16 protein-coding genes and 1 riboswitch are annotated in these 23,351 nt (G+C 60.8%); of the genes, 12 read left to right on the top strand and 4 right to left on the bottom strand.

The genetic code is table 11. The features are described 5' to 3' along the window. Positions 1-1,034: 1,034 nt before the first annotated feature. Genes Q1K49_RS04170 through rsmG form a run of 3 tightly spaced genes read right to left on the bottom strand, consistent with a single transcriptional unit; the run spans position 1,035 to position 3,323 of the window. Positions 1,035-1,901: a ParB/RepB/Spo0J family partition protein gene (locus Q1K49_RS04170; RefSeq protein ID WP_300523134.1), complete on the bottom strand. Its 867-nt coding sequence runs from the start codon at positions 1,899-1,901 to the stop codon at positions 1,035-1,037. Further along, on the bottom strand, positions 1,880-2,650 hold the full coding sequence (locus Q1K49_RS04175) for a ParA family protein (protein ID WP_300523137.1): 771 nt from the start codon (positions 2,648-2,650) through the stop codon (positions 1,880-1,882). Before Q1K49_RS04175 ends, Q1K49_RS04170 begins: the two co-directional genes overlap by 22 nt. A 7-nt stretch (positions 2,651-2,657) precedes the next feature. Further along, entirely contained in the window at positions 2,658-3,323 is a 666-nt protein-coding gene (rsmG, locus tag Q1K49_RS04180; RefSeq protein WP_300523140.1) for a 16S rRNA (guanine(527)-N(7))-methyltransferase RsmG, read from the bottom strand. A 498-nt stretch (positions 3,324-3,821) separates the two neighbouring features. On the opposite strand from rsmG, the gene Q1K49_RS04185 reads away from it, so the two are divergent. The 11 genes from Q1K49_RS04185 (at position 3,822) to Q1K49_RS04235 (ending at position 18,168) form a co-directional block, all read left to right on the top strand. Further along, the gene (locus tag Q1K49_RS04185) at positions 3,822-4,691 is read left to right on the top strand and encodes a DUF364 domain-containing protein (RefSeq protein ID WP_300523143.1); all 870 of its coding nucleotides are present in this window, start codon (positions 3,822-3,824) and stop codon (positions 4,689-4,691) included. Beyond that, positions 4,688-5,512, top strand: coding sequence for a thermonuclease family protein (locus Q1K49_RS04190; RefSeq protein WP_300523144.1), 825 nt, complete (start codon positions 4,688-4,690; stop codon positions 5,510-5,512). Before Q1K49_RS04185 ends, Q1K49_RS04190 begins: the two co-directional genes overlap by 4 nt. 221 nt (positions 5,513-5,733) lie before the next feature. Beyond that, entirely contained in the window at positions 5,734-7,350 is a 1,617-nt protein-coding gene (gene pruA, locus Q1K49_RS04195) for an L-glutamate gamma-semialdehyde dehydrogenase (protein ID WP_300523147.1), read from the top strand. Positions 7,351-7,993: 643 nt separating this feature from the next. Beyond that, the gene (locus tag Q1K49_RS04200) at positions 7,994-8,431 is read left to right on the top strand and encodes a heme-binding protein (protein ID WP_300523150.1); all 438 of its coding nucleotides are present in this window, start codon (positions 7,994-7,996) and stop codon (positions 8,429-8,431) included. 104 nt (positions 8,432-8,535) lie between these two features. Further along, positions 8,536-8,656: riboswitch (molybdenum cofactor riboswitch) on the top strand. A gap of 218 nt (positions 8,657-8,874) precedes the next feature. Then, on the top strand, positions 8,875-11,604 hold the full coding sequence (locus Q1K49_RS04205; RefSeq protein ID WP_300523153.1) for a molybdopterin-dependent aldehyde oxidoreductase: 2,730 nt from the start codon (positions 8,875-8,877) through the stop codon (positions 11,602-11,604). A gap of 210 nt (positions 11,605-11,814) precedes the next feature. Further along, on the top strand, positions 11,815-14,025 hold the full coding sequence (locus Q1K49_RS04210; protein WP_300523155.1) for a pyridine nucleotide-disulfide oxidoreductase/dicluster-binding protein: 2,211 nt from the start codon (positions 11,815-11,817) through the stop codon (positions 14,023-14,025). Continuing rightward, complete coding sequence (locus tag Q1K49_RS04215; RefSeq protein WP_213693933.1) at positions 14,022-14,237, top strand: DVU_1557 family redox protein; 216 nt, start codon at positions 14,022-14,024, stop codon at positions 14,235-14,237. The genes Q1K49_RS04210 and Q1K49_RS04215 overlap by 4 nt, the downstream gene beginning before the upstream one ends. Next, complete coding sequence (trsM, locus tag Q1K49_RS04220; protein ID WP_300523158.1) at positions 14,237-14,944, top strand: DVU_1556 family methyltransferase; 708 nt, start codon at positions 14,237-14,239, stop codon at positions 14,942-14,944. Before Q1K49_RS04215 ends, trsM begins: the two co-directional genes overlap by 1 nt. A gap of 67 nt (positions 14,945-15,011) precedes the next feature. Continuing rightward, positions 15,012-15,461, top strand: coding sequence for a DVU_1555 family C-GCAxxG-C-C protein (locus Q1K49_RS04225; RefSeq protein ID WP_300523160.1), 450 nt, complete (start codon positions 15,012-15,014; stop codon positions 15,459-15,461). After that, positions 15,461-16,813, top strand: coding sequence for a radical SAM (seleno)protein TrsS (trsS, locus tag Q1K49_RS04230; RefSeq protein WP_300523162.1), 1,353 nt, complete (start codon positions 15,461-15,463; stop codon positions 16,811-16,813). Before Q1K49_RS04225 ends, trsS begins: the two co-directional genes overlap by 1 nt. Then, entirely contained in the window at positions 16,810-18,168 is a 1,359-nt protein-coding gene (locus Q1K49_RS04235; protein WP_300523165.1) for a DVU_1553 family AMP-dependent CoA ligase, read from the top strand. Before trsS ends, Q1K49_RS04235 begins: the two co-directional genes overlap by 4 nt. On the opposite strand, the gene larC is transcribed toward Q1K49_RS04235, so the two are convergent. Continuing rightward, positions 18,098-19,234: a nickel pincer cofactor biosynthesis protein LarC gene (gene larC, locus Q1K49_RS04240; protein WP_300523168.1), complete on the bottom strand. Its 1,137-nt coding sequence runs from the start codon at positions 19,232-19,234 to the stop codon at positions 18,098-18,100. The genes Q1K49_RS04235 and larC overlap by 71 nt on opposite strands. Before the next feature lie 279 nt (positions 19,235-19,513). Here larC and Q1K49_RS04245 point away from each other — a divergent pair, with 279 nt between their 5' ends. After that, positions 19,514-23,347, top strand: a complete 3,834-nt coding sequence (locus Q1K49_RS04245; protein ID WP_300523171.1) for a translocation/assembly module TamB domain-containing protein — start codon at positions 19,514-19,516, stop codon at positions 23,345-23,347. Positions 23,348-23,351: the final 4 nt, after the last annotated feature.

Consider the following 23,351-nt stretch of genomic DNA (forward strand, 5'->3'; position numbering starts at 1 on the left):
CGAAGGGTATGTTTCACGTGAAACATACCCTTCGACAACACCGGGAATCCCGGGAGGTGCATTCTCGTCATGAAGCTGCACTACAACCGCAACAAGAACAGCGGGAGCATTCTTTGACAGTGCAGCTATACGTTCCAACCGCAACAAGGACTAAGAAATAATCTCCGAGAAAAAGCAGCAAGGTCTACGGTGCACACCTTCCCCTGTCGAGAGAGACATCAAAACAGCCTCGAAAGACGAAGAAAACTTGCACATGAACGGCACTTCTCACCAAAGGTAAACGGAAAAACATCACTCTCGATTGGAAACCTCTTTATTTCCGTTGAAGATCACCCCGGATCAGAGAAACAGAATAGGGAGGCACGGGTGTTTCACGTGAAACATTCCTTCCCATCGAAGGAGAAGTTCCGTGCCCTTACCCGCGCACACCCCCAATCCTTTTCACATCCTTCCCTTGAGCTTGTCCTTCAGCAAAGCACTCCTTCATCTCTTCGCTTTTATACACCACAAAGAAAAAAGTTTTTGGTTCATTTGCATACACAAAACAACCGGTCGACGATGCGGGACATTTCAAACCAACACAACCATGATGTGGACAATCACAAACATGTCGTGATTGCGTTCACTTATAACAGAAGCACTCTCCTTTGCACATGGAGAAAGGCAGCTGCAAAGGAGTCACACCATCCGCCCGTCTTTCCGTCAGAAACGGTTCCCCTTCGTATTTTTCGCGGCAGACAACAACACGTCCAGACACGTCACTCCCTTCCGTGTCATACAGAACAGCTTTGAAAAAAGAGCTTCTCTCGCTACAGACTCATGAACGACCCGAAAGGCATGGCGCTCCATGTCTTTCGTTCAAAGCGATCCGCCACAGGTTCTTTTCTACCGGACTGTGCTGTGCCATGCTGTGCCGAGTGTGCAGCCTGAAAAAGATGTGGCGTGGCGGCACAGCTTCCTTGAGATGGACAGCGCACCGCCCTCCTCTGCAGAGAAGAACGGTGCGCTGTCCATCTGAACTCTACGGAGGAACACTATTTCCCGGGAAATAATTGCGTTCCGCGCTCCTCCAAAATCTCCAGCAAGGCTCCGACTTGGCCTTTGTCAAGGCCCTCCAGTTTTAGTTGCATCCGAGAGCCTTTTCCCGATATCTTGATTTTCGTCCCGAATCGATCCTCCAGTCGTTGCGTCACTTCCCAAAAAGCCGTCTCTCTCTTCGGTTTCTTTTCCTTTCTGGGCACGCTCGTTCGTTGGGCCAAATGCTCGAGTTCTCGAACAGACATGCCCTGTGCGACAACTTTCTGCGCCGTGGAAAACATCGTCTCCGGAGGAAACGCAAGCAGAACTCTCGCGTGACCTTCCGAGAGCGCCCCATCCCGGAGGAGATGTCGCACTTCTTCGGGAAGATGAAGCAGTCGTAGTTTGTTCGTCACCGCGCTCCTGCTCCAGCCTACCCGTGTGGCTGCTTCTTCCTGAGTCAGGCCGCATTTGTCGATAAGGGTCGCAAGAGCGTCGGCAACGTCAAGAGGGGAAAGGTCCTCTCGTTGAATGTTTTCCACCAGCGCAACCTCAAGGGCTTCTCCATCGTTCAGGTTCAAGATATGTACGGGAACATCTTCGAGGCCGACCATGCGCGCCGCGCGCCAGCGTCGTTCACCTGCCACGATTTGATATCCCCCGGAGGGGGATTCCCGAACGAGGAGAGGTTGTACGATTCCGTGTTCCCGGATGGATTCAGCAAGAGACTGCAATGCATCAGGATCCATCGCACGTCTCGGCTGCTCGGGATTCGGAACGAGGTCGGCAAGGTGGATACGCCTGGAGTGTTTCTGCTGTTCTCCTCCCTCATGCTCGGGAAGAAGCGCTTCCAGTCCCTTTCCTAGCGCTTTTCCGCGAACCATCGCGCCTGCACCTCCTTCGCCAGTGCGTCATAGGCGTCGGCTCCCGCACTTGCAGGGTCGTAATAGGAAATGGGCTGTCCAAAACTCGGAGCTTCAGAGAGGCGAACGTTTCTTGGAATGATGGTTTCGAAAACATCCGAGCCGAACTGACGCCGTACTTCCTCGGCGACCTCCTTCGCGAGGCGCGTTCTCCCGTCGAACATGGTGAGCACCACACCGCCGAGCGCGAGTGCCTCGTTCAAATATCCCTGAATGAGCCGAACGGTGCGGGTAAGCTGGCCGACTCCTTCAAGGGCGAAATACTCGCATTGGATGGGAACAAGGATTTTCTCCGCCGCCACGAGGGCGTTCACCGTGAGCAACCCCAGAGAGGGCGGGCAATCGATGAGAACAAGATCGTAGGCATGAGAACAATGGAGCTGACGGCGCAGGCGATTTTCACGGCTCATGGCTCCCGCCAGTTCTACCTCCGCTCCGGCCAGATCGAGTGTTGCAGGAACAAGATGAACTCCTTTCCAGGCGGTGGGAACGAGCACTTCCTCCATACTCGCGCCCTCGACGAGAACATGATAGATGCTCTTCGAGAGGTTCTTTCTTTCAATGCCCAATCCACTCGTACAGTTGCCCTGAGGATCCATGTCGAGAACCAACGTTTCAACGCCCAATGTACCCAATGCCGCGGCGAGATTGATACAACAGGTAGTCTTGCCGACGCCTCCCTTTTGATTGGCTACAGCGAAAACTCGCACGAATCATTCACCTCCACCAGGGATGCTTCTCCGCCATTCCGGGTCTTCGTGGAATGGCGGAAGGACATGCCGCGTTCTTGTGCAGCAGAACGAGATACCGCGATTTACCGTTCAGTTCATAGGACGTCATCTCTGGAGATGACAGACCGAGAAAGGTCCAGGGGTTTCGGATCTCCGCCAGCTCCGCCTCGACGCCCGGTCCCTTCATTGCGAGAATGACACCACCTTTCCGCACAAGAGGCGCGCACAATTCGGCAACCGTTCCAAGATGGCTCAACGCTCTCGCACCGACAAGCAGAAACGTTTCGCGTTCCCGCGCAGCCAGTTCTTCCGAGCGGATCGCTTCGACCCGCACATTCTCCAGGCCGAGGGATGCCGCCATGGAACGCAACAGCTCCGCCTTTTTTCGGATGCTGTCACAGAGCACGACCTGAAGTTCCGGGCGACATACGGCCCAAATCATTCCCGGCAATCCGCCCCCCGAGCCAAGATCAAGGACCGAGCCTTTCTGCGAGGGGAGAATGTCTCTCGTGGCAAGGCAGTCCAGGACATGTTCCGACCAGATGACCTCCGGATCGGAAGGACCGATCAACCGGGCTCGGGAGTTTGCCTCCACAAGAAGAGAGACATAGCGGCGCAATAAGGCTTCCTGTTTCTCATCCAACACGATCATGCTCGGAACTCCTTTCGTTTCTTCTTCACCCACAGGATGCAAACTCCCTCAGGAACAAGGCATGCCCTTCCGTATTCTGTCACATTTTTGGAGCCTCTGAAAAATCCCGTGCCGACCTCGGAAAAACGCGATGCGACCTATGATCGAGAGAGGGGGATTCCTCCTTGATCAGGGTTTCCTTTTCTGTTCGCCAGCCAATTGCACATCATGTTCTGCTTTTTCTCAAAAATCCGCCTTTCAAGGATCACTGAGCACGTGCCGCCGCGTGTGTCACTCTTGCGCCCCGTTTCAGAATGTGTCGGGCAAAACCATCGCCACGGCAAATTCCTCCATCGTCCTTCAAGAGAGCGACATGCACGGAAGGCGTGAAGGGATTTGCTCAGAACGTCTTCAAGGTTTCACTCGTGTCTTTTTCGAGAAATACGATACCATAGGAACCACGGAATGATGCGAGGGCACATTCAGCCCGAAAATCCCATGCACGAGAGGGAGGACCTCATGCGACTGTACGAGAAGATTCTCGATCACATCCGCAGCATTCCCGACGGCGTCGTGGAACGGCTCGTCCTCGGATGGCACGGAAGCTGCGTGCTCCTTCGGGATGGACGATGCGGCATCGGCACCGTGCCACTGCCCGGTCACGAAGTGCTCCGCAGCGTTCACTCCCATACGGAGAACCTTCTTCGCCAGAGCGCCCGGGGATTGGCGGAACTGCTCGTCTCGCCCTTTCCACAGGAGTTCGCCGCCGCATCCGCGGCGGCGGCGGCGCTGCTTCCCCCGCCGGAAGAGGGTTTCCCCATCGAAACACTCCGATCTCTTCCGCGAGGGGAAAAAGTGGCGCTCCTCGGTTATGACGCGGAACTGGTTCCGCTTCTTCGAGAGTGGGGGTGGAGCCTGGCGATCTTCGACGACCTTCGTTCCGCTCCCGACGTTTTTCCCTCCTGGTCCGGAGCGCACCTCGCCGGATCGTGCTCCTGGGCATGGATCAGCGCCGAAGCACTTCGGGACAGACAAATCCTCTCTCTCATGTCCACGTTCAAAACCATGGAAGGATGCATTCTTCAGGGTCCTGGAGTTCCCTGGTCGCCGGAAGTGCTGGAGGAGGCGGGTATCACACACCTTCTTCTCCCCGCCTGGTCCGAAAGGGACTTTACCTCTATTCTCACATATATCGAAGCAGGAGGAAATCCTTTGTCCTGCCCTTCCGTCTTCTGGCGTGTTCATTCCCTTCTTCCCGCTTCCTCCCCGACACTCCTTCCCTTTCCTCCGGAACACGGAAAGGATCCTCGCGTTTCTCCGACAGAGAAGGAGCAGGCGGTGATAAAGAACCAGGCAAGCCTTGCCCCGGGAGAGGAAGGTCAATCTTGAGGCGCAGCTCCGCTTTTCCCCGCATTCTGAAAAACTACTTCCGGGTGAAACCGCTGTCAGCCCTCCTCCTCGCACTTCTCGTCGCAACCGTTCATTTTTTCGACAGGGGAGATGCCTCTCTCGGTCGTGTTACGCAGGTCATCGACGGAGACACCATTGTCGTCACCACCGAGGACGGAAAAAGCGAGAAAGTTCGTTATCTCCTCATCGACACGCCGGAACTGCACCATCCCACCCGTGGAGAAGAGGAACTCGGAAGGATCGCCGCGCTGGAGAACAAAAATCTTGTCCTGGGGAAAAAAGTTCGGCTGGAAGAGGACGTGGAACGTCGGGACCGTTACAATCGCCTCCTCGCCTATGTGTGGACCGAAGGGTCTGGCGGCGAGGTGCTCGTGAACGAGGAACTCGTTCGGCGAGGAGTGGCCATGCCGTTCACGCTGCCGCCCAATGTCCGTTATGTGAATCGTATTCGTGACGCCTTTCGAGAGGCTCGGGAACAGCGGCGCGGCCTCTGGAACGCCGCTGCGGGACGACATTTCACGGGAGAGCAGGTCTGGGCGGAGCTGCCCACTCTCGCAGGCTGTTTCATCACGCTGGAGTTCCGCGCGGCAAGGATGGAAAAAAAGGGAACGCGCCATCTTCTCTTCGAAAAGAAAGGACACACGGCAATAGTAGTCTACGAAAGCGACAGACCGCACCTTCCATCTCTGGACGCACTTGCATCGGGCAAATTAGTCTTGGTGGGAAAGGTCCAAACAGGGAGAGAAGGAGCGGAAATCATCCTCAGGGATCCTACTCAGATCGTGACTTTAGGCCCATGAAATCGATGCCTTTCCGGGACTCTTTTCCCGAAAATACACTCCTGCAAAGAGGCGATATGGTGGCACGTTTTTCTTTCGACTTCTTTTTCCACAGGCATCGCTGGACGTGACAATTCGGTAACGACAGCCTCTCGAAGGCTTTTTTCTCCATAGATATCCACATTTCTTATCCACATATCCACACCCCTGGTGGAATCTGTGCATAAAGGAGGAAGGGTTCCATGTGGAAAATGGATCGTCCCAAAAATGACGCGGATGCTCTTGTGACCTATGGCCCTGGTTCCCCCGAGCGGGAACGCCTGCTCGCGGAACTGGAACGAGTGAGGAAAACACCCCTGGAGTTGCCCTGTCTCATCGGTGGGGAAAAAGTGTACACCGGGAAAACGATCCCGCTTCGCGTTCCCCACGATGCGACACGTCTCCTGGGGAATGCACATCTTGCAGGGTCGAGAGAACTCGAGGCCGCCGTGGAGAACGCCCTCAAGGCATGGAAGGACTGGTCCACCGCACCATGGTATCAACGAGCGGCAGTCTTTCAACGTGCCGCGGACATGCTCGCCACGGTACGGCGCACCGAGCACATCGCAGCCATCATGACCAATCTCTCCAAAACACCCTTCGAGGCGGAGATCGATCTCGCGGAACTCGTGGATTTCTGGCGCTTCAACGTCTTCTACCTCCACGAGATCTATCAGGAGCAGCCCCTTCAAGGACAGGGGGAGATCAACCGCTTCGACTGGCGTCCCCTGGAAGGGTTCATCGTCGCCGTCACTCCCTTCAACTTCTACTCCATTGCGGGAAATTTGCCGACAGCCCCCGCCATGTGCGGCAACGTCGTCCTCTGGAAACCTGCGAAGAGCGTTCTTTACGCGAACTACCTCATTATGGAGCTCCTCCTTGAGGCGGGACTGCCGCCGGGAGTGGTGAACTACGTTCCCTTCTCCAGCGCCGATGGAGCCACGGTCCTGCGCCACCCTCTCCTGAGCGGCCTCCATTTCACCGGAAGCTATGCAACCTTTCTCACGCTGTGGCAGACCATCGGCTCCTCCGTCGAACACTATCGCTCCTTTCCCCGCGTGGTGGGGGAGACGGGAGGAAAGGATTTCATCTTCGCCCACGCGTCGGCGGACCCCATCGCCCTGGGAGCGAATCTTCTGCGCGGCGGATTCGAACTGCAGGGACAGAAATGTTCCGCCGCTTCCCGGGCCTATGTTCCCGAGAGCCTCTGGAGCAACGTGGAGGAGTACCTTCGGAGAGAGGTTCCCCTCATCTCCATGGGCCCCGTGGAGGACCTGGGCAATACCATGGGAGCCGTCATCGACGAGGAGGCCTTCCGCAAGATCAAGGGCTATCTCGACTATGCCCGGAACCATCCCGAGGAATACACGCTTCTCCTGGGAGGCGGCTGCGACGACCGAAAGGGATGGTTTGTGGAACCCACGGTGATCCGCACGTCCAATCCACGAGGGAAGCTCATGACCGAGGAGATCTTCGGCCCCGTGATCACCGTCTACGTGTACCCCGACGACGCCTACGAGGAGACGCTCCGCCTCTGCGACGCCACCACGGAATACGCTCTCACGGGGGCTGTCTTCGCCGGGGACCGCGCCGCCATCGCCACGGCGGAATGTCTCCTCCGGCACGCCGCGGGCAATTTCTACATCAACGACAAGCCCACGGGAGCCGTGGTGGGGCGTCAGCCCTTCGGAGGATCCCGTCATTCCGGGACGAACGACAAGGCGGGATTCTGGAACAATCTCACCCGGTGGCTCTCACCCCGGAACATCAAGGAGACCACTGTTCCCGCCACAAACTGGAGACGCCCCTTTCTGGGATGATCTCCTCCCGCTCCGGGTACGCCACGTCTTCATGCGCGTGCCCGGAACGGGTTCGTCCATAAACCCCTCTTCCTCCGCAGAGGAGCGCGCAGGAATCCATATCCGCTCCTCAACACAGACCTGTTGATCGAACACAAAAAGGCACTCCTGGAAAGGTGTGGCTCATCGCCGAAAGGTGTGGCTCATCGCCGCAGACGGCTGCCGAACACCATGAAAACCTTTTTGCGCAGGCTTGACGCACACAACTTCTTTCCGCCCAAACAACACATTCTTCTTCGAAATCCGAGGAACGGCGCTCAATCCAAGGAGTTGCTCAAAGAATTTTTCGAGACGGAAATTCTTTTGTCCTCTTTTGTCCAGTTTTGTTCTTTTTTCAGTATAAAAATCTCGAAAAATTACTTTTATTAGATTATATAATAATGTCTTGAATCAGCATCTTGTCATCCTTTGACTCGGTGCACAATATACATCTTCAAAAGAAAGTCCCGGTTCGAACCGTCACATCCGCCACACGGAGCGGTGCACAATATACATCTTCAAAAGAAAGCCATCGCTTCTCAAAATCACTTGACAGAATTCTTCATTCACAGGAAAATATTTGAAGTTCCATGAGTTTTTCCATTCACAAAGGAGGAGAACAACGATGGCAGCGGATGTTTCCAAGCTTCAGCTTCCCGGAGATCTCACCCTGAAGCAGGCCCAGATGGTCCTTGAGGCCGCCTTGGCCGACGCAGTCGCCCAGGGAGTGCCCATGAACATCGCCGTAGTGGATGCGGGGGCCAACTTGAAAGCCTTCGCCCGCCAGGACGGTGCGTTCATCGGCAGCGTGGATATTTCCATCAAAAAGGCGAAGACCGCTCGCTTCTTCAACATGACCACCCGCCAGCTCGGCGCCGCATCCCTCCCCGATGGTCCTCTTTACGGCATCGAAGTGTCCAACAACGGCGTCATCCTCTTCGCCGGTGGCGTTCCGCTGAAGAACAAGGACGGGGTCATCGTCGGCGCCATCGGCGTTAGCGGTGGCACCATTGATGAGGACGAACGCTGCGCTGACGCAGGAGCAGCGGTTCTTCTCAAGTAAGCCGACCGCTGAATCCCCGGAAAGGGTGGGGGCTCCTCCCTCTCTCTTTCGGAGGATCAGACTGAAAGGGACGTAAGCGGGCCCTTTCGCTCGGTATCACAATCGAAAAATAGACCTTCCGAGCTGCCGTGCCTACAAGAGCGATCTCATGGCATGCAGCCGTCAGGGTGTGTCTGGAAACGGACACGCCTCCCGTGTTTGGCAAGGAAGGCGGAGAAGAATGTTCCTCTTTGGGGACTGCCGTCTTTGCGCACGGGCAGTCCCTTTTTCTTTGGAGGTGGTGAAGGAAGAACGACCGGGGCAACAGGGGTAAAGAGATGGGGGGCATGGAAACGCAGCGGTTCTTCTCCGTCCACCCCATGAAGCAGAATGAGAGCGTACGAGCGGGCAGGGATGGAAATTACAGGATGTACAAAAGAGAGTACAAGGGGGGTTGAGGAACGATGCTTCAGAAACGTTTCTTTGTCAATGGTGTGGAGCGCAACGTCATTGCCAATGGGGAAGACACCCTGGCAAAGGTGTTGCGGGAACAGCTCGGCCTCACGGGGACCAAAGTGGGATGCGGAACGGGACATTGCGGCTCCTGCAATGTCATTCTCAACGGGAAACTGGTTCGTTCCTGCGTGTTCAAGATCAACAGAATCACCGAGGGGGATTGCGTGACCACCATCGAGGGCATCGGCTCTCCGGAAAAGCTGCACCCGCTCCAGAAGGCCTGGGTCGCATTCGGTGCAGCCCAGTGCGGCTTCTGCACGCCCGGCTTCATCGTCTCCGCAAAGGCACTTCTCGACCAAAATCCCAAGCCGACCCGGGAAGAGGTCCGGGAGTGGTTCCATGTGAACCGGAACGCCTGCCGCTGCACGGGGTACATCCCCATCGTCGATGCCGTGATGGCCGCGGCGAAGGTGCTTCGCGGCGAAATGAACGAAAGCGAGCTGGAATACCGCCTCCCCGAGAACGGTCGTATCTGGGGCGGCACCTATCCCCGTCCTACTGCGGTGGCCAAGGTCACGGGAACGCTCGATTACGGCGCAGACCTCGGATTGAAGCTTCCTGAGGAAACGTTGCAGCTCGCGCTCGTACAGGCCACGGTGAGCCACGCGAACATCCGGGGCATCGACACGTCCGAGGCGGAGAAGATGCCCGGCGTCCGTAAGGTGGTCACCCACAAGGACGTGAAGGGGAAGAACCGCATCACGGGACTCATCACGTTCCCTACCAATAAGGGAGACGGCTGGGACCGGCCCATTCTCTGCGACGAGAAGATCTTCCAGTTCGGCGACGCCATCGCCATCGTCTGCGCCGACACCTACGAGAACGCCTGCGCGGCGGCGGAGAAGGTCAAGGTGGACCTGGAGGTCCTTCCCGCCTATATGAGCGCTCCCGCAGCCATGGCGGAGGACGCCCTGGAAATCCATCCAGGCACGCCCAACATCTACTACATTCAGAACCTGGAGAAGGGTGACCCCACGGGACCTATCTTCGAAAAGGCCGCCGTCACCGTGGAGGACGATTTCTACGTGGGAAGACAACCCCACATGACCATCGAGCCCGACGTGGGCTTCGCCTACATGACGGACGACGGAATTCTCAAGATCCACTCCAAGACCATCGGCGCCCATCTGCACCTCTACATGATCGCCCCCGGGCTCGGCGTGGAACCCGACAAGATCGCCCTCGTGTCAAACCCCATGGGGGGCACCTTCGGCTACAAGTTCAGCCCGACCATGGAAGCCCTGGTCGGCGCAGCCACCCTCGCCACGGGAAAACCCTGCTTCCTTCGGTACACCTACTTCCAGCACATGACCTACACGGGGAAGCGCTCGCCCTTCTTCGTGAACATCAAGTACGCCGCCGACAATGAGGGCCGACTCCTCGCCATGGAGACGGACTACATCGTGGACCACGGTCCCTATTCCGAGTTCGGCGACCTGCTCACCCTTCGGGGCGCCCAGTTCATGGGTGCGGGCTACGATATTCCCAACATCAAAGGAACAGGGCGCACGGTGTGCACGAACCACGCATGGGGCTCCGCCTTCCGTGCCTACGGTTCCCCCCAATCCCTCTACTCGTCGGAACTTCTTATGGATGAACTGGCGGAAAAGCTCGGCATGGACCCCTGGGAGATTCGGTTCAAGAATTGCTACCGCCCCGGTGCGACGAATCCCAGCGGTCAGGAACCGGAGGTCTTCAGTTATCCAGAAATGCTCGAGGCACTGAAACCTCGATACGAGGCGGCGAAGGAAAAGGCAAAGAAGGAATCCACCGGCACGGTCAAGAAAGGCGTCGGTCTCGCCATGGCCTGCTATGGCTGCGGCCTTGACGGACCGGACAGCTCCGAGGCCTGGGCGGTGCTCAACCCCGACGACACCGTCACTATCGTCACCGCCTGGGAGGATCACGGTCAGGGAGCGGACATGGGCGCCATCGGCACCGCTCACGAGGCACTGCGTCCCTTGGGCATCACCCCGGACCGGCTGCGTTTCACCTGGCCCGACACGTCGAAAACGCCCAATTCAGGTCCCTCCGGCGGCTCACGTCAGCAGGTTCTCACGGGGGGCGCAATCCGCGTGGCCTGCACGGAAATGGTGGCGGGACTCCGTAAGGCTGACGGCACCTGCATGACCTACGCGGAAGCCACCGAAGCGGGAAAACCCGTGAAATACGTAGGGAAATTTACCGTTCCCGGCGTAGCCTGCAACGAAAAGGGGCAGGGAAAACCTTTCGTGGTCTACATGTACGGAGTCTTCCTCGCCGAGGTATCGGTGAACACCGAGACCGGAAAGGTCACCGTGGACAAGATGACCCTCATGGCGGACATCGGCAAGGTGAACAACCGGCTCGTCACGGACGGGCAGATCTACGGCGGCATAGCCCAGGGAATCGGCCTCGCTCTTTCCGAGGATTTCGAGGACATCAAGAAACACTCCACGCTCCCGGGCGCCGGCTTCCCCTACATCAAGGACATTCCGGACAACATCGAGATCGTCTACTTCGAGAACTATCCGCGCGAGTTCGGCCCCTTCGGCGCGGCAGGAGTGGGAGAGCTTCCTCTCTCGAGCCCTCACGCCGCTATCGGCAATGCCATTTACAACGCCTGCGGCGTAAGGGTCCATCGGCTTCCCGCACTTCCGGAAAAGATTCTCGCAGGACTGAAGGGAGAGCACGTCTAGGCAAATTCTCCTCCGTTCCCCCGTTCCGCCTCTGAACGAAAGAGCGGGGGAACACCTCTTCCGGAAACCCGAAAATTCAGGACTGGAGCCGGTTTGTCGCGGAACCACGACGTTTCGGACCCGCACCTTTGTTCCGCGTTCTCTGACGGTTCGCCGCCCTTCACAGGGGAAACGAACCGTCGGAAACGTCTTTTCCTCTGGAGGCGATCCATGGAACAGAATCTGCTCAGAGATCTGGAGCATCGCTGTATTCAGGAAGAACTCCCTTACTGTCAGGCCGCCTGCCCCCTCAAGGTGGACGTACGGTCTTTCTGTGCCGCCATGGCGCAGGAGCGTTTCGGCGAAGCCCGAAAGATCCTGGCAAAGACCATGTCCTTACCGGACATTCTGGGGCGGATCTGCGACCATCCCTGCCAAAACGCCTGTATTAGAACCGAAACGGGGGGAGCAGTGGAGCTCGGCCGGCTGGAACAGGCCTGTCTCGAAAGGACAAGCCCTGCCGCCCCACCCCTGTGCCTCCCTCCCAGGGATAAAACCATCACCGTGCTCGGAGGCGGCCTTTCCTCGTTGGTCTGCGCCTGTGAGCTGGCCAAGAAGGGGTATCGGGTTCTTCTGGAATTCACGGGAAAACTGCCGGGAGGGCGCCTTCTCGCCCTCCCCGAGGAAATCCTTCCGCAAAACATCCTCGCCGAGACATGGGCGTTTCTGCAGAAGCTCGGCGTGACCCGCACAGGTGGGGAATCCCTCTCTCTCCCGGCCCTCCGGGAGGGCGAGGCGGCCTACCTGGGCATGGACGATCCTGCCATGGCGCATCTCGCCACCGTCGGGACAGTGGATTCCACTACCTATGAGACGGCCACCGGAGGACTGTTTGCCGGAGGTTTTCTCCGGAACGGATCGCCGTCTCCCGCCTGGGAGGCGGCTGATGGAAAGCGCGCAGCGAACTCCCTGGACCGATTTTTCCAGGGGGCTTCCCTCTCCTCGGGCAGAGAGAAGGAACTCTCCGACGCGACGCGACTCCACACGCCGCTCCGCGATGTGGAATCGATCTCCCCGAGGCGCGACCCCGCGGAGGAAGCCCGGCGCTGTCTTCAGTGCGAGTGCCGTCACTGCGTAGGGGAGTGCGTTTTTCTGGAGACCTACAAGCGCTATCCCAGGGCGTACGCCAGAGAAATCTACAACAACTTCGCCGTCGTCCAGGGATACCACCAGGCGAACAGAATGATCAATTCCTGCGCGCTCTGCGGCCTCTGCGAAACGCTCTGCCCCAACGACTTCTCCATGGCGGACCTCTGCCGCGCCGCCCGGGAGGAACTCGTGGAGCGCGGCCTCATGCCTCCCTCGGCCCACGAGTTCGCCCTGCTGGACATGGAGCAGGCGAACGGCCCGCGGGCCGCGGGCTTTCGTCCGGGCCGCACGGCAACGAAGGCCCTTTTCTTTCCGGGATGCCAGCTCGCGGGCACCATGCCAGAACAAACCGAGGCACTTGTCTCCTTTTTGGACGAACGTTTTTCCGGAACCCTTGGAGTGCTCCTGGGGTGCTGCGGCGCTCCGGCCTGGTGGGCAGGACGAAGGGACATGCTCCAGAAGGTTCTCGACACTCTGCGGGAAACCCTGGCTTCCCTCGGAAATCCCCCGCTGATCCTCGCTTGTTCTTCCTGCAGCGACGTTTTTCGTCGCCTGCTTCCGGAAACATCTCTTCTTTCCCTCTGGGAAGTACTCCGCGAAAAGGGACTGCCTCCAGGACACCCCCTGCCGGACCCGCTCGCGCTCCACGATCCCTGTACGACCCGCTCCCTTCCGGCCTGGCGCACTGCCGTTCGGGACATTCTCCGGGCACTGGGACAGCCCTTCGAGGAGCTGTCCATGACGGGCGAGACCACGCGCTGCTGCGGCTACGGCGGTCTCCAGTCTCTTGTGGATCCCGATCTGGCGGAAAAAGGGGTACGACGGCGGCTCGGAGAAAGCGACAAGGATTTTCTCGCCTACTGCGCCATGTGCCGGGAAAGTCTCTCCGACTCGGGCAAACCGGTGGCACACCTCCTGGACCTCTTCTTTCCTCCCGCGGCACCTTACGAGGCAGTGGGTTTTTCCGCGCGACAGGCCAACCGGGAACAGTTGCGGCGACGACTTCTCGGAACCTGCGATCTTCCGCCGGACCCTTGGGAAGATCTGGATCTCATCGTGTCTCCCGACATACGGCGACGCCTTGAAGAACGCCACATCCTCGACAGCGATCTCCGGCGGACTCTTTGGGAGGCCTCCACTTCGGCCCGCCTTCTCGTTTCACCGGATGGAAGAACATTGGCGACCTCGCGCATCGGCAACGTCACCTTCTGGGTGGAATACCGGAACGAAGGGGCTTCCTTTCGGATCGTCAACGCATGGGGCCATCGCATGACTGTGGAGGTTTTGTCATGAGCGGCGAGACGGGACTCAGTTTCAAGGACGAGACAGGTTGGCGGTGCGGTTGCGGCGGCGAACTCGAACCCCGGAAGGTGGCCGCCCGTTATCTCGGCAGTCGCTTCGAGGTGGAACTGCCCGCATGCACCGTCTGCGGACTCGTCCTCGTTCCCGAAGCCCTTGCCCTGGGCAAGATGCTCGAAGTGGAGAAAATCCTGGAGGACAAGTAGTGCCGCTTCCCTACGAACACCCCCTGTGGCGTACCGTCATGGGAGAGGCCCTGCATCCCGGCGGAAAGGCACTGTCCCTCCGGTTGCTCGACCTGTGCGGATTTTCTTCCGGCACGGCCGTTCTCGACGCGGGGTGCGGCGGGGGAGCGACACTTGAACTGCTCCAGGAGCAGGGCGTCCGCGCCGTGGGGCTGGACAGATCTTCGGATCTTCTTTGCCGGGCTGCGGCGAAGGGTCCGGTGATGAAGGGGGATCTCCGCCGCATTCCCTTCGGGGAGGGAATATTCGAGGGTGTGGTCTGCGAATGTGTTCTTTCCCTGCAGGAATCGCTCTTTCCCGTCCTCGGGGAAATCGCCCGCGTCCTGAGACACGGCGGCAGGCTCGGCGTGACAGACCTCTTCCGCCGCCGCGGTGAACCCTGCGGTGGAGGAGGGGAGTCCTGCGCACAGGGAGCCCGTTCCCGGAAAGAGCTGGAAACAGCCCTTTCGGAGCACGGATTCGCGCTTCTGCTTTTCGAGGATCACTCCGCACTGCTCCGAGAATGCACGGCCCGGCTCGTCTGGGAAGGCATCCTGGAGCCGCCGCGTCCACCCTGCCGCTCCCTTGGCTACGGTCTCTGGGTGTGCCGACGGGAGAACGCTTCCGGTGTCGACAACGCGGAGCGACGGGAGTGCTTCTCGCCGGACACACCGGAACGAGTACGCTAAACGGAAAAATCCGTCTCCGGACAGACCGACCGGAAACATTTGCACACAGGCATCGAGGAGGGAGAGCATGGACGATCTTCACACTGCAATGATGGAATGGGCACGGGATGGATACTGCTGTTCTCAGATCATGATCCTTGCCGGACTGGCCTATACGGGGCGGGAGAATCCGGACCTGGTCGCCTCTCTGGGGGGTCTCTGCAAGGGCGGATACGTCCCCTGGGGGACCTGCGGCGCCCTGAGCGGCGCCTGCTGCCTCCTCGGCTTCTATGCCGGAAAGGGTTCATCGTGGGAGCAGAAGGACCCCCGGCTTCTCTTCATGGCGGAGGAGCTGCACCGCTGGTTCCGGGAACGCTGGGGCGCCGGAGGAGAGCGCGTGGGCTGCGGCGATATTCTGGGCGACACAGCCGCTCCCGATCCGATCGTCTGTTCCTCCATGGTCGCCGCAACGCTCGAAAAGACACTGCAACTACTCGTAGGACAGGGCTTCGGCCTCCAGGAAGGACGCCCCTCCTGATGGCACTCCTGAGACGTACGCACAGCCTCTGCCCCGTCTGTCTCAGGCGAATTCCCGCCGCTCTGGAGACAGAGAAGGAAAACGTTTTTCTCCGGAAGCGATGCCCCGACCATGGAGATTTTTCCTGCCTCGTCTGGGAGGGAGCGCCGGACCTGCACGCCTGGACATCCTCCCGATTTCCCCTTTCCGGCCCGGAGAACACACCGCCCGACGACTGTCCCCGGAGCTGTGGCCTTTGCGAATTCCATGAACAGCGGAGCTGCACCGTCGTGGTGGAGGTGACGGAGCGCTGCCGACTCGGCTGCCCGGTCTGTTTCGCCGATGCGGGGAGCGGGGACGAACCGGATTTCGCCACCCTGGAGACGCTGCTCCGAAAGATCCGGGACAGGGCTGAGGGCGCGATTCTCCAACTCTCCGGCGGTGAACCCACGGAACGATCCGATCTGCCCGAACTCCTCCGCCTGGCATCCGGTCTCGGTTTTCCCGGAATTCAGCTCAACACGAACGGCCTCCGCCTCGCCGAAGAGCCCGGATACGCCCGAAGGCTTCGGGAGGCGGGGCTGGGATGGGTGTTCCTCCAGTTCGACGGCCTTCGGGAGACGACGCATCTCGCACTTCGGGGAAGACACCTCGGAGCGGTCAAGACAGATGCTCTCCGCGCCTGCGCCGGGGCGGAACTGGGGGTGGTTCTCGTGCCGACCCTTCAGTGGGGAGTGAACGACGACGAGATAGGGGATATCGTCCGATACGGTCTTTCTCTCTTTCCCACGGTACGGGGCGTGCACTTTCAGCCCCTGAGCTTCTTCGGCCGCTATCCCGCCCCACCCCGGGACGAGACGCGCCTGACTCTGCCCCGGATCCTGCGGCATCTTGTCGCACAGACCGGGGGACTCACCGAGCTCTCGCACTTCCGTCCCTCCCGATGCGAGCACGAACGCTGCTCCTTCCGCGCGGTGTACCTTGTGGAAGCCCCGGACCGGATCTTCCCCGTGGGACATGAACCCTGCTGCGGGACACGGCCCAGGGAGGAAGGCCCGCTCAGAGCCGTGGAAAGCATCCGGCGACGCTGGGGAGCGGACGTCTCCCGGGAAGTCTCCGTCTCCGGAGAAGGTGTTGCGAACCACTGCGCCTCCGCCTCGTCACCGGAGGACGATCTCGACCGGTTTCTCCGCCTTGGAAAAAGGGGCAACTTCAGCATCAGCGCCATGGCCTTCCAGGACGCGGAGAATCTCGACCTCGAGCGGCTCCGCTTCTGCTGCGTCCATGCAGCCGCGCCGGACGGACGCCTCGTCCCCTTCTGCGCGTGGAACCTCACCGCCCGGGATGGTACACCGTTGCACCGTCGCCCGTGAGTATCCCCATCACCCCCCTCGACGCCTGGATCGCCCGCCGCCTGGAAGATGGAACGCCGGGGGCCGGCTACTCTGCCGAAACCCTTCGACCGGTGGACCGAAAAACCCTGGCGGCAGCCCAGGAGAGGGCGTTGCGTGTTCTCGTCCGCCATGCCGCCGCGAACGCCCCTTTCTACCGGGAATGCCTTCGCGGCCTTGAGGACGCCCCTCTCCGGGAATTGCCCTTCACCTTTCCATCGGATCTCGCCGGGGCGGAATCACGCTTTCTCACGGTCTCGCAGTCCGAGATCCGCCGGGTGGTCACTCTCGCCACGTCAGGCACCACCGCACCGCCGAAGCGCCTCTGTTTCACCGACGAGGATCTCGAGGCGACGGAGGAGTTCTTTCTCCACGGCATGGTCACCTTCACCCCGCCGGGAAGCGCCGTGGCAGTCCTCATGGGAGGTACTCGCCCCGACGGCATCGGAGCGCTCCTCAAACGGGGGCTGCGGCGTCTGGGGTGTTCCGTGCACGTGTTTCCCCTCGGGGAACCCCCCGCCGCAACAGCGGCGCGGCTGGACGAAGTGCGCCCTTCAGTCGTGGTGGGGCTCCCCGCCCAGGTGGCGGCGGCGGCGGAACTGTCGCACCACGCCCCTCGGGTAGCACTTCTCAGTGGGGACATGGCGCCGCCCTCTTTGCGACGGCGCATCGAGGCACGGTGGGGATGCCGCGTCTTCGTTCACTACGGGCTCACCGAATCCGGATGGGGATGCGCCGTGGAATGCGCCGCCCGAGAGGGATGCCACGTGCGGGAACTCGATCTGCTGCCGGAGATCGTGGACGAGAATGGAAACGTGCTCCCCCAGGGAGAGTGGGGGGAAGTGACGCTCACCACCCTGACGCGCCGCTCCTTTCCACTTCTCCGGTACCGCACCGGCGATGAAGGGCGGTTCCTCCCGGAATGCTGCTCCTGCGGCTCCGTTCTCCGCCGCGTTGAGGTCCGGGGACGCCTTCCCCGGAGGGGGGCAGGAGGACATCTGTTGCGCCTGTACGACGCGGAGGAGGTGCTGTGGCGGTTGCCGCAGGTACGGGATTTCGCCCTTTCCCTCTCCGGCGGGAAAGACAGGCACGAAACGCTCCTCCTCGAGTTGGTCGTCTCCGGAGAGGACGGGGACATCGCCGCAAAGGCGGTACATGCCCTGCGCGCCCTTCCGGGAATACCGCAGCATATCGTGGTGACGCAACACTTCGGTCCGGTTCCGGAGCGCCCCGGACCGAAGAGGAGTTGGGGGGACGCGAGCGTCCTTACCGAGGATCGAAGCGGTCGTCGAATTCCACCTTTTCCTTCGTCACACCCCCGAGGCGGGAGATCTTGACCCGCACGAAGCGATCCTCCCCTTTCATCGGGCGCCGCTCCACGGTGTACTCCATTTTCCGTCGCCCCACGGGCCAGTAGCGGAAACCGATGGTGGAGGTTTCCCCGAAGAGAAGGTCCGCGACGCTGTCGAAGTGCTCCCGCTTCGCCAGAATGCGCAGAAGAAAGAGCGGACGTCCCTTCTTGCCGAGGGCCTGCACGAGATGGCTTTCCAGAGCGACTTCCTGAAGGAGCGCCAGCACTCTCCCCATTTCCTCCCCGGTCATGTCGTCGATGGAGACCTCGAAGAGCAGGACCTCTTCGAGAGCGTCACCCTTTTCTTCGCCCTCCGCGTCGCCCCTGCAGAGGAGAGCGCGCAACACGTTGGGAACGGAGAAATCCTTCCTGCCCGCGCCGTAGCCGACCCGGAGAGGCACCACGGAGGGAAGATCCTGCAGAAAACGGGCCCCCGAGGAGGCGAGAAGCGCCACTCCCGTGGGTGTGGCGATCTCCTTCCGCACCGGCCCTCCTTCGAGGGGAATTCCGCAGCGGGCCGCCAGGGCCGCCACGGCGGGAACGGGAACCGCGAGCAGCCCGTGGGCGGTGCGCACCGTCCCGCCTCCGACCCGGACGGGGAGGGAGCAGAGTGGCGGAAACCCCAGATTCTCCAGGAGGAGGAAGAACCCCAGCACATCCACGATGGTGTCGAAGCTCCCCGCTTCGTGAAGGTGCACCGATTCGGGATCGCTGCCGTGCACCTGGGCCTCCGCGGCGAGAAGAAGCTCCAGGGCCGCTCCGGCACGGCGGCGGACCTCCTCCGACGCATCGGCGAAGGTGGCCGCGGCATCCAGAAGCACCCGGAGTTCTTCTCCCGACCGGGCGTGGTAGTGCTCTTTCGGGAGCACATCGACGCAGGTTGCGGAGAGCCCCTGCTTCACCGTCTTCGCGATGCGGATCTCCGTTCCGGCGACACCGAGCCCTTCGAACCGCTCCAGGGGCTCGAGACGTGCCCGGGAAGCTCCGAGGTCGAGCAGTGCCCCGAGAAGCATGTCTCCACTGACACCGCAATGTGGTTCAAGAACAAGCATGCATGTTCCTCCTCGCCATGACCGTCTGACCGTCAGCGCTCCGGTCTCTCCGGACCGACCCGGCCGAAAAGGGATCTTCCGTCCGAATCCTCACTTGCCGGAGCCTTTCAGTCCGTGCAGATCGCCTTCGGGATCGAAGAGCCGTTTCCTTCAACCTGCACCGCAGGCAAGATCCCAAGGAAGCGAAGGTGCTTCCGGGGTAATCTTGCGGACGTGCTCCATGGCTCAAGATGATACAATATCTTTCGAGGATTTCGACGAGTGGAGGAGCTCCGATTGATGGACAGAAACGACGAGCGGAGGTGGGGGCAGATACACCCCGGGGCGACCCCGTCCGCCCCCCCGGAAAATTCATCCGCACCCATCCCCGAAGGTCCCTCCGGAACAGGAAGGTTTCGGTCCGGTCCGGTGCGCCTGTCGCTCCTTCTCATGGGCATCGCCGTAGCCCTGGGCTTTGCGGGCTACTTTTCCCTCTCCAGGTTCGATTGGGGAGGGGCTCTTCTGCTCGGGGAACTCCAACGCCTCATTGAGGCAAAGAACCTGGGTGCGCTGTCGGTGGAACAGGTCTCGGGTAACCCTCTCTCGGGATTTCAGCTCTCCGGCGTGACCCTCCGGGGCAAGAACGGAGCGATCACCGCCGACGGCATTCGTCTCTCCTTTCATCCGGACAGCCTGCTCCGGAGAGATCCCGCACTTCGGACGGCGACACTCCAGAAACTCTCCGCCCCTTGGGGCGCCCTCGAACCACTCCTCGACGCCTACGAACCGGAAGTGGGAAACGTCCCCCCGTTGTCGCTCTCTTTCCTGGAAAGCACCGCGGAAACTCCGGCGGGAACGTTCCTGCTCGAACGGGGACGCCTTCGCATCACCGACAACGCGTCGTCCTTCGCGCTCTCCCTGGAGGGCGCTCTCGACGGGCTCTCCCTCGCCGCCACAGGAGAGGCGCGCCTCCGCGAAACACTCTCCGAGACAACGTCCACATCCGCCTCCCGGGGAATGACGCTCGTCCTCGAACGAGGCGAAGTGACTCTCGGAACGGACACCCTCGTCCTGCAAGGCGAAGTGCCCCTCGACCCCGAGGGAGCCGTTTCTCTGGAGGGAACTCTGCGCCACCTCTCTCTGGAGGAGGTGGCGAGATGGATCGCGCCCCTGGCGGGAGACGACGCGACAAACAAGGCGCTCCTCTCGGCTCGAGGAACGCTGTCCGGGAGCTTCCGCCTCTCCGGAACCGTCGGAGAACCCGTCGCGGAAGGGACCGCCCGTCTCGAGGCGGGAACCCTCATGGACATCCCCCTGGAAATCCGCTCCGCCCGCTGGGCCTGGCAGGGAAAACGCTTTACGCTCTCGGACTGTTCCGCTCTTGTGAGGAAGTCGCCGCTTTCGGGAACGCTCTCCCTGGATCTGGAGCCGTCCTCTCCGGAGATGGCCGTGACGCTCGCCGCGTCGTCCCTCTCCCTCGACGCATGGCACGGAGAATTTCCTTTCCTGAGCTTTCTTTCCGGAACCGCCGCCTTCCTCGATCTCGATCTCGCAGGCCCTCTGGACGGAGCCCTTCGGGGACACGTCCGCCTGCGGGATCTCGACGGCTCCGTCGCGGGGTACACCGTGGCCGACACCACCGCGGAGGCGGAATTGCGGGAGGTCGATGTGGCCTTTCGGAGCAGGGGACTCTGGCTCGGCGCACCCTTCACCGCCACAGGTTCCGCCGGCACGGATGACGCGACCTCCCTGAACGTGCGGCTCACCGCCTCGTCCGTGCCGCTCCATCGCCTCCGGGAGGCCTTTCCCGATGTGGAAGGGCTCGCTCTGGAGGGCAACCTCACCGCAACCCTCTCGATCACCGGGCCCGCCGCATCGCCGAAAGTGGAGGGACTTCTGGAGACGGAACGGTTCCGCTTCCGCGGAGAACCCCTCGATGCGGTGGCCCTCCAGGCCACCTACGAGGAAAAGCGTTTCTCTCTTGAGAAAGGGACCCTTGTCTGGAGAACCGTTCCCCTGGAATTCTCGGGAACTGTTGCGGATATCCCCGGTCGGGGAACGCTGGATCTTCGGGGCACCGCCAAAGATCTTTCTCCGGAGCTTCTTTCCTCTCTCTCGGGAGGGCCCGGTGCGGGCATTCCCCTCGGCCTGACCGGAAAGGGATCCGCCCAATGGCGCCTCTCGGGAAACGTCTCCCAACCCGTTCTCTCTCTTCAGGTCACGGCACCCAGCCTTCACGTGGAAGGGCAGGTTCTCTCGAAGGTCCTTCTGGAGGGATCCCTCACGGAGAGGGAATTCCGCATCGCCAAGGCCCTGGCGCAGTTCGGAGGCGGAGAGGTCCGCGCCTCGGGATCGGTCGCTCTCGGGCGTTCCGACGGAGCCGTCGCCTTGAAGATCGACGGCTCCTACAAGGACATTTCCCTGAAAAACATCCTTCCCGAAAAGAACACCACAGGAGCCCCCCTCGACGGAAGCGTCGCGGGAACCTTCGCGGTGACGGGGAACATCGCTTCCCCGCTGGTGGAGACAGCCTTTCAGGTGAGCGCCCTCGCGGGCGTTCCCCTTCCCGTCCAGTCCTTCCGAGGCAAACTCCGCCTCGAAAAGGGACCGGGGTCGGCTCCTTTCGGGCGCATCCGTCTTCAGGACCTTCAGGGAGAACTCTGGGGGGGGAGGGGAAGTATTTCCGGCGTTCTCGATCTTCCCGGCGGAGGCAAACCCGCTGTGCTCGATCTGAAGGGAACCCTTTCCTCCATGGACATGGCCAATTCCCACGCCACGCTGGGCGACGCGGGAGGGGTCTATCTTAGGGGAAAGGCCGGCGGTGAGCTGGAGATCACGGGAACATCCGAACAGCCACGGCTCCGCCTGAAAGCTGCCGCACCTCGCCTCGTGGCGAACGGTTTCCCCTTCACCGAAACGGAAGCACTCGTCATCGCCGAAGCGGGACGAATCCGCCTGGAGAAATTCCAGGGGTTCGTCGGCGCTTCTCCTGTGATAGCTTCCATGGACGCCCTCTCCGAGGAAGGGACGTGGAAGGTCGCCTTTTCCGCCTCCGGAAACAACCTCGACCTCGCCGTCTTCTCCCGGGAGTGGTTCGGCCCGACGAAAAACGTCCTTTCCGGGCGGTTTTCCTTCGACACGAAGGGAAGTTTCGCGGAGGGACTCTTCAGCGGCAGCGGCCTCATCGACGCCACGCGGATCTCCCTCCGGGGATTCCGGGCGGAATCTCTGAAGGCTCCCTTCACCTTCCAGGACGAATACGTCACCGTGGAGGACGCAAACGCCGGAGCCTACGGCGGAAATTTCTTCGCCCAGGGAACGATGAACCTTTTCACCAGGGAGTGGGGCGGCAACCTGCGCATCGAGAGCGTGGACGTGGCACCCGCCCTGGCGGATCTGGCATCCCTCGAAGGAAGCGTCTCCGGAAAGGGGACCTTCCGCGTGCGCGGAAACGGTACCCTGGGAAGGCTCTTCGGAACGGAGGCCCAGGGAACACTGGACGTCGAGAACGGTGCCTTCTCGGGCTTTCCGGGCATTCAGGACATGGCGAGGGCGACGGGAGGCACGGAGATCCCCTTCCGCTCTCTCAAGGGCTCCTTCGCCTTCGACACGGGCATGTTCTACATCATCCCGGGAAGCCGCATGGCCGCGCCTCCCGGAAACCCCGCCTATCGCTATCTCTCCGCGGACGGCAGCGTCTCCCTCGGAGGGCCGCTGGACCTGAAGTGCTACGGAGAGATCAACGTCACTGCCTTCAATGCCTTTCTCGGAGCATTGAAGGGACTCATCCAGGCAGGCGGCTCGTCGGAACTTCTGCTCCAGGAGATTCTGGGCGGCCTCGTGGGTGGAGCGTCCCGGAGAGATTTCCGTGAGGTCTCCTTCAAGGTGAAGGGAACCCTGGACGCTCCTTCCCTGGAGGACATTTCCGTCTCCCGAAGGGAGACGGTCTCGCCCATTCCCGTCTCCCCGGGAGACCCGAAGAACAAGAACACCAACGAGCAGGTCCGCATCACCCTTTCCTTCCCCGTCGGTCCCGGCGGCGGTTCCAGCGAGGATGTGGGGAATCAGGTGCAGCAGCAGATCCTGGAGCAGATGATCAAGCAGATCATCAAACCCGGAGAGAGTTCCGAGTAGCGCG

Source organism: Aminiphilus sp. (assembly GCF_029975095.1).
Classification (GTDB): domain Bacteria; phylum Synergistota; class Synergistia; order Synergistales; family Aminiphilaceae; genus Aminiphilus.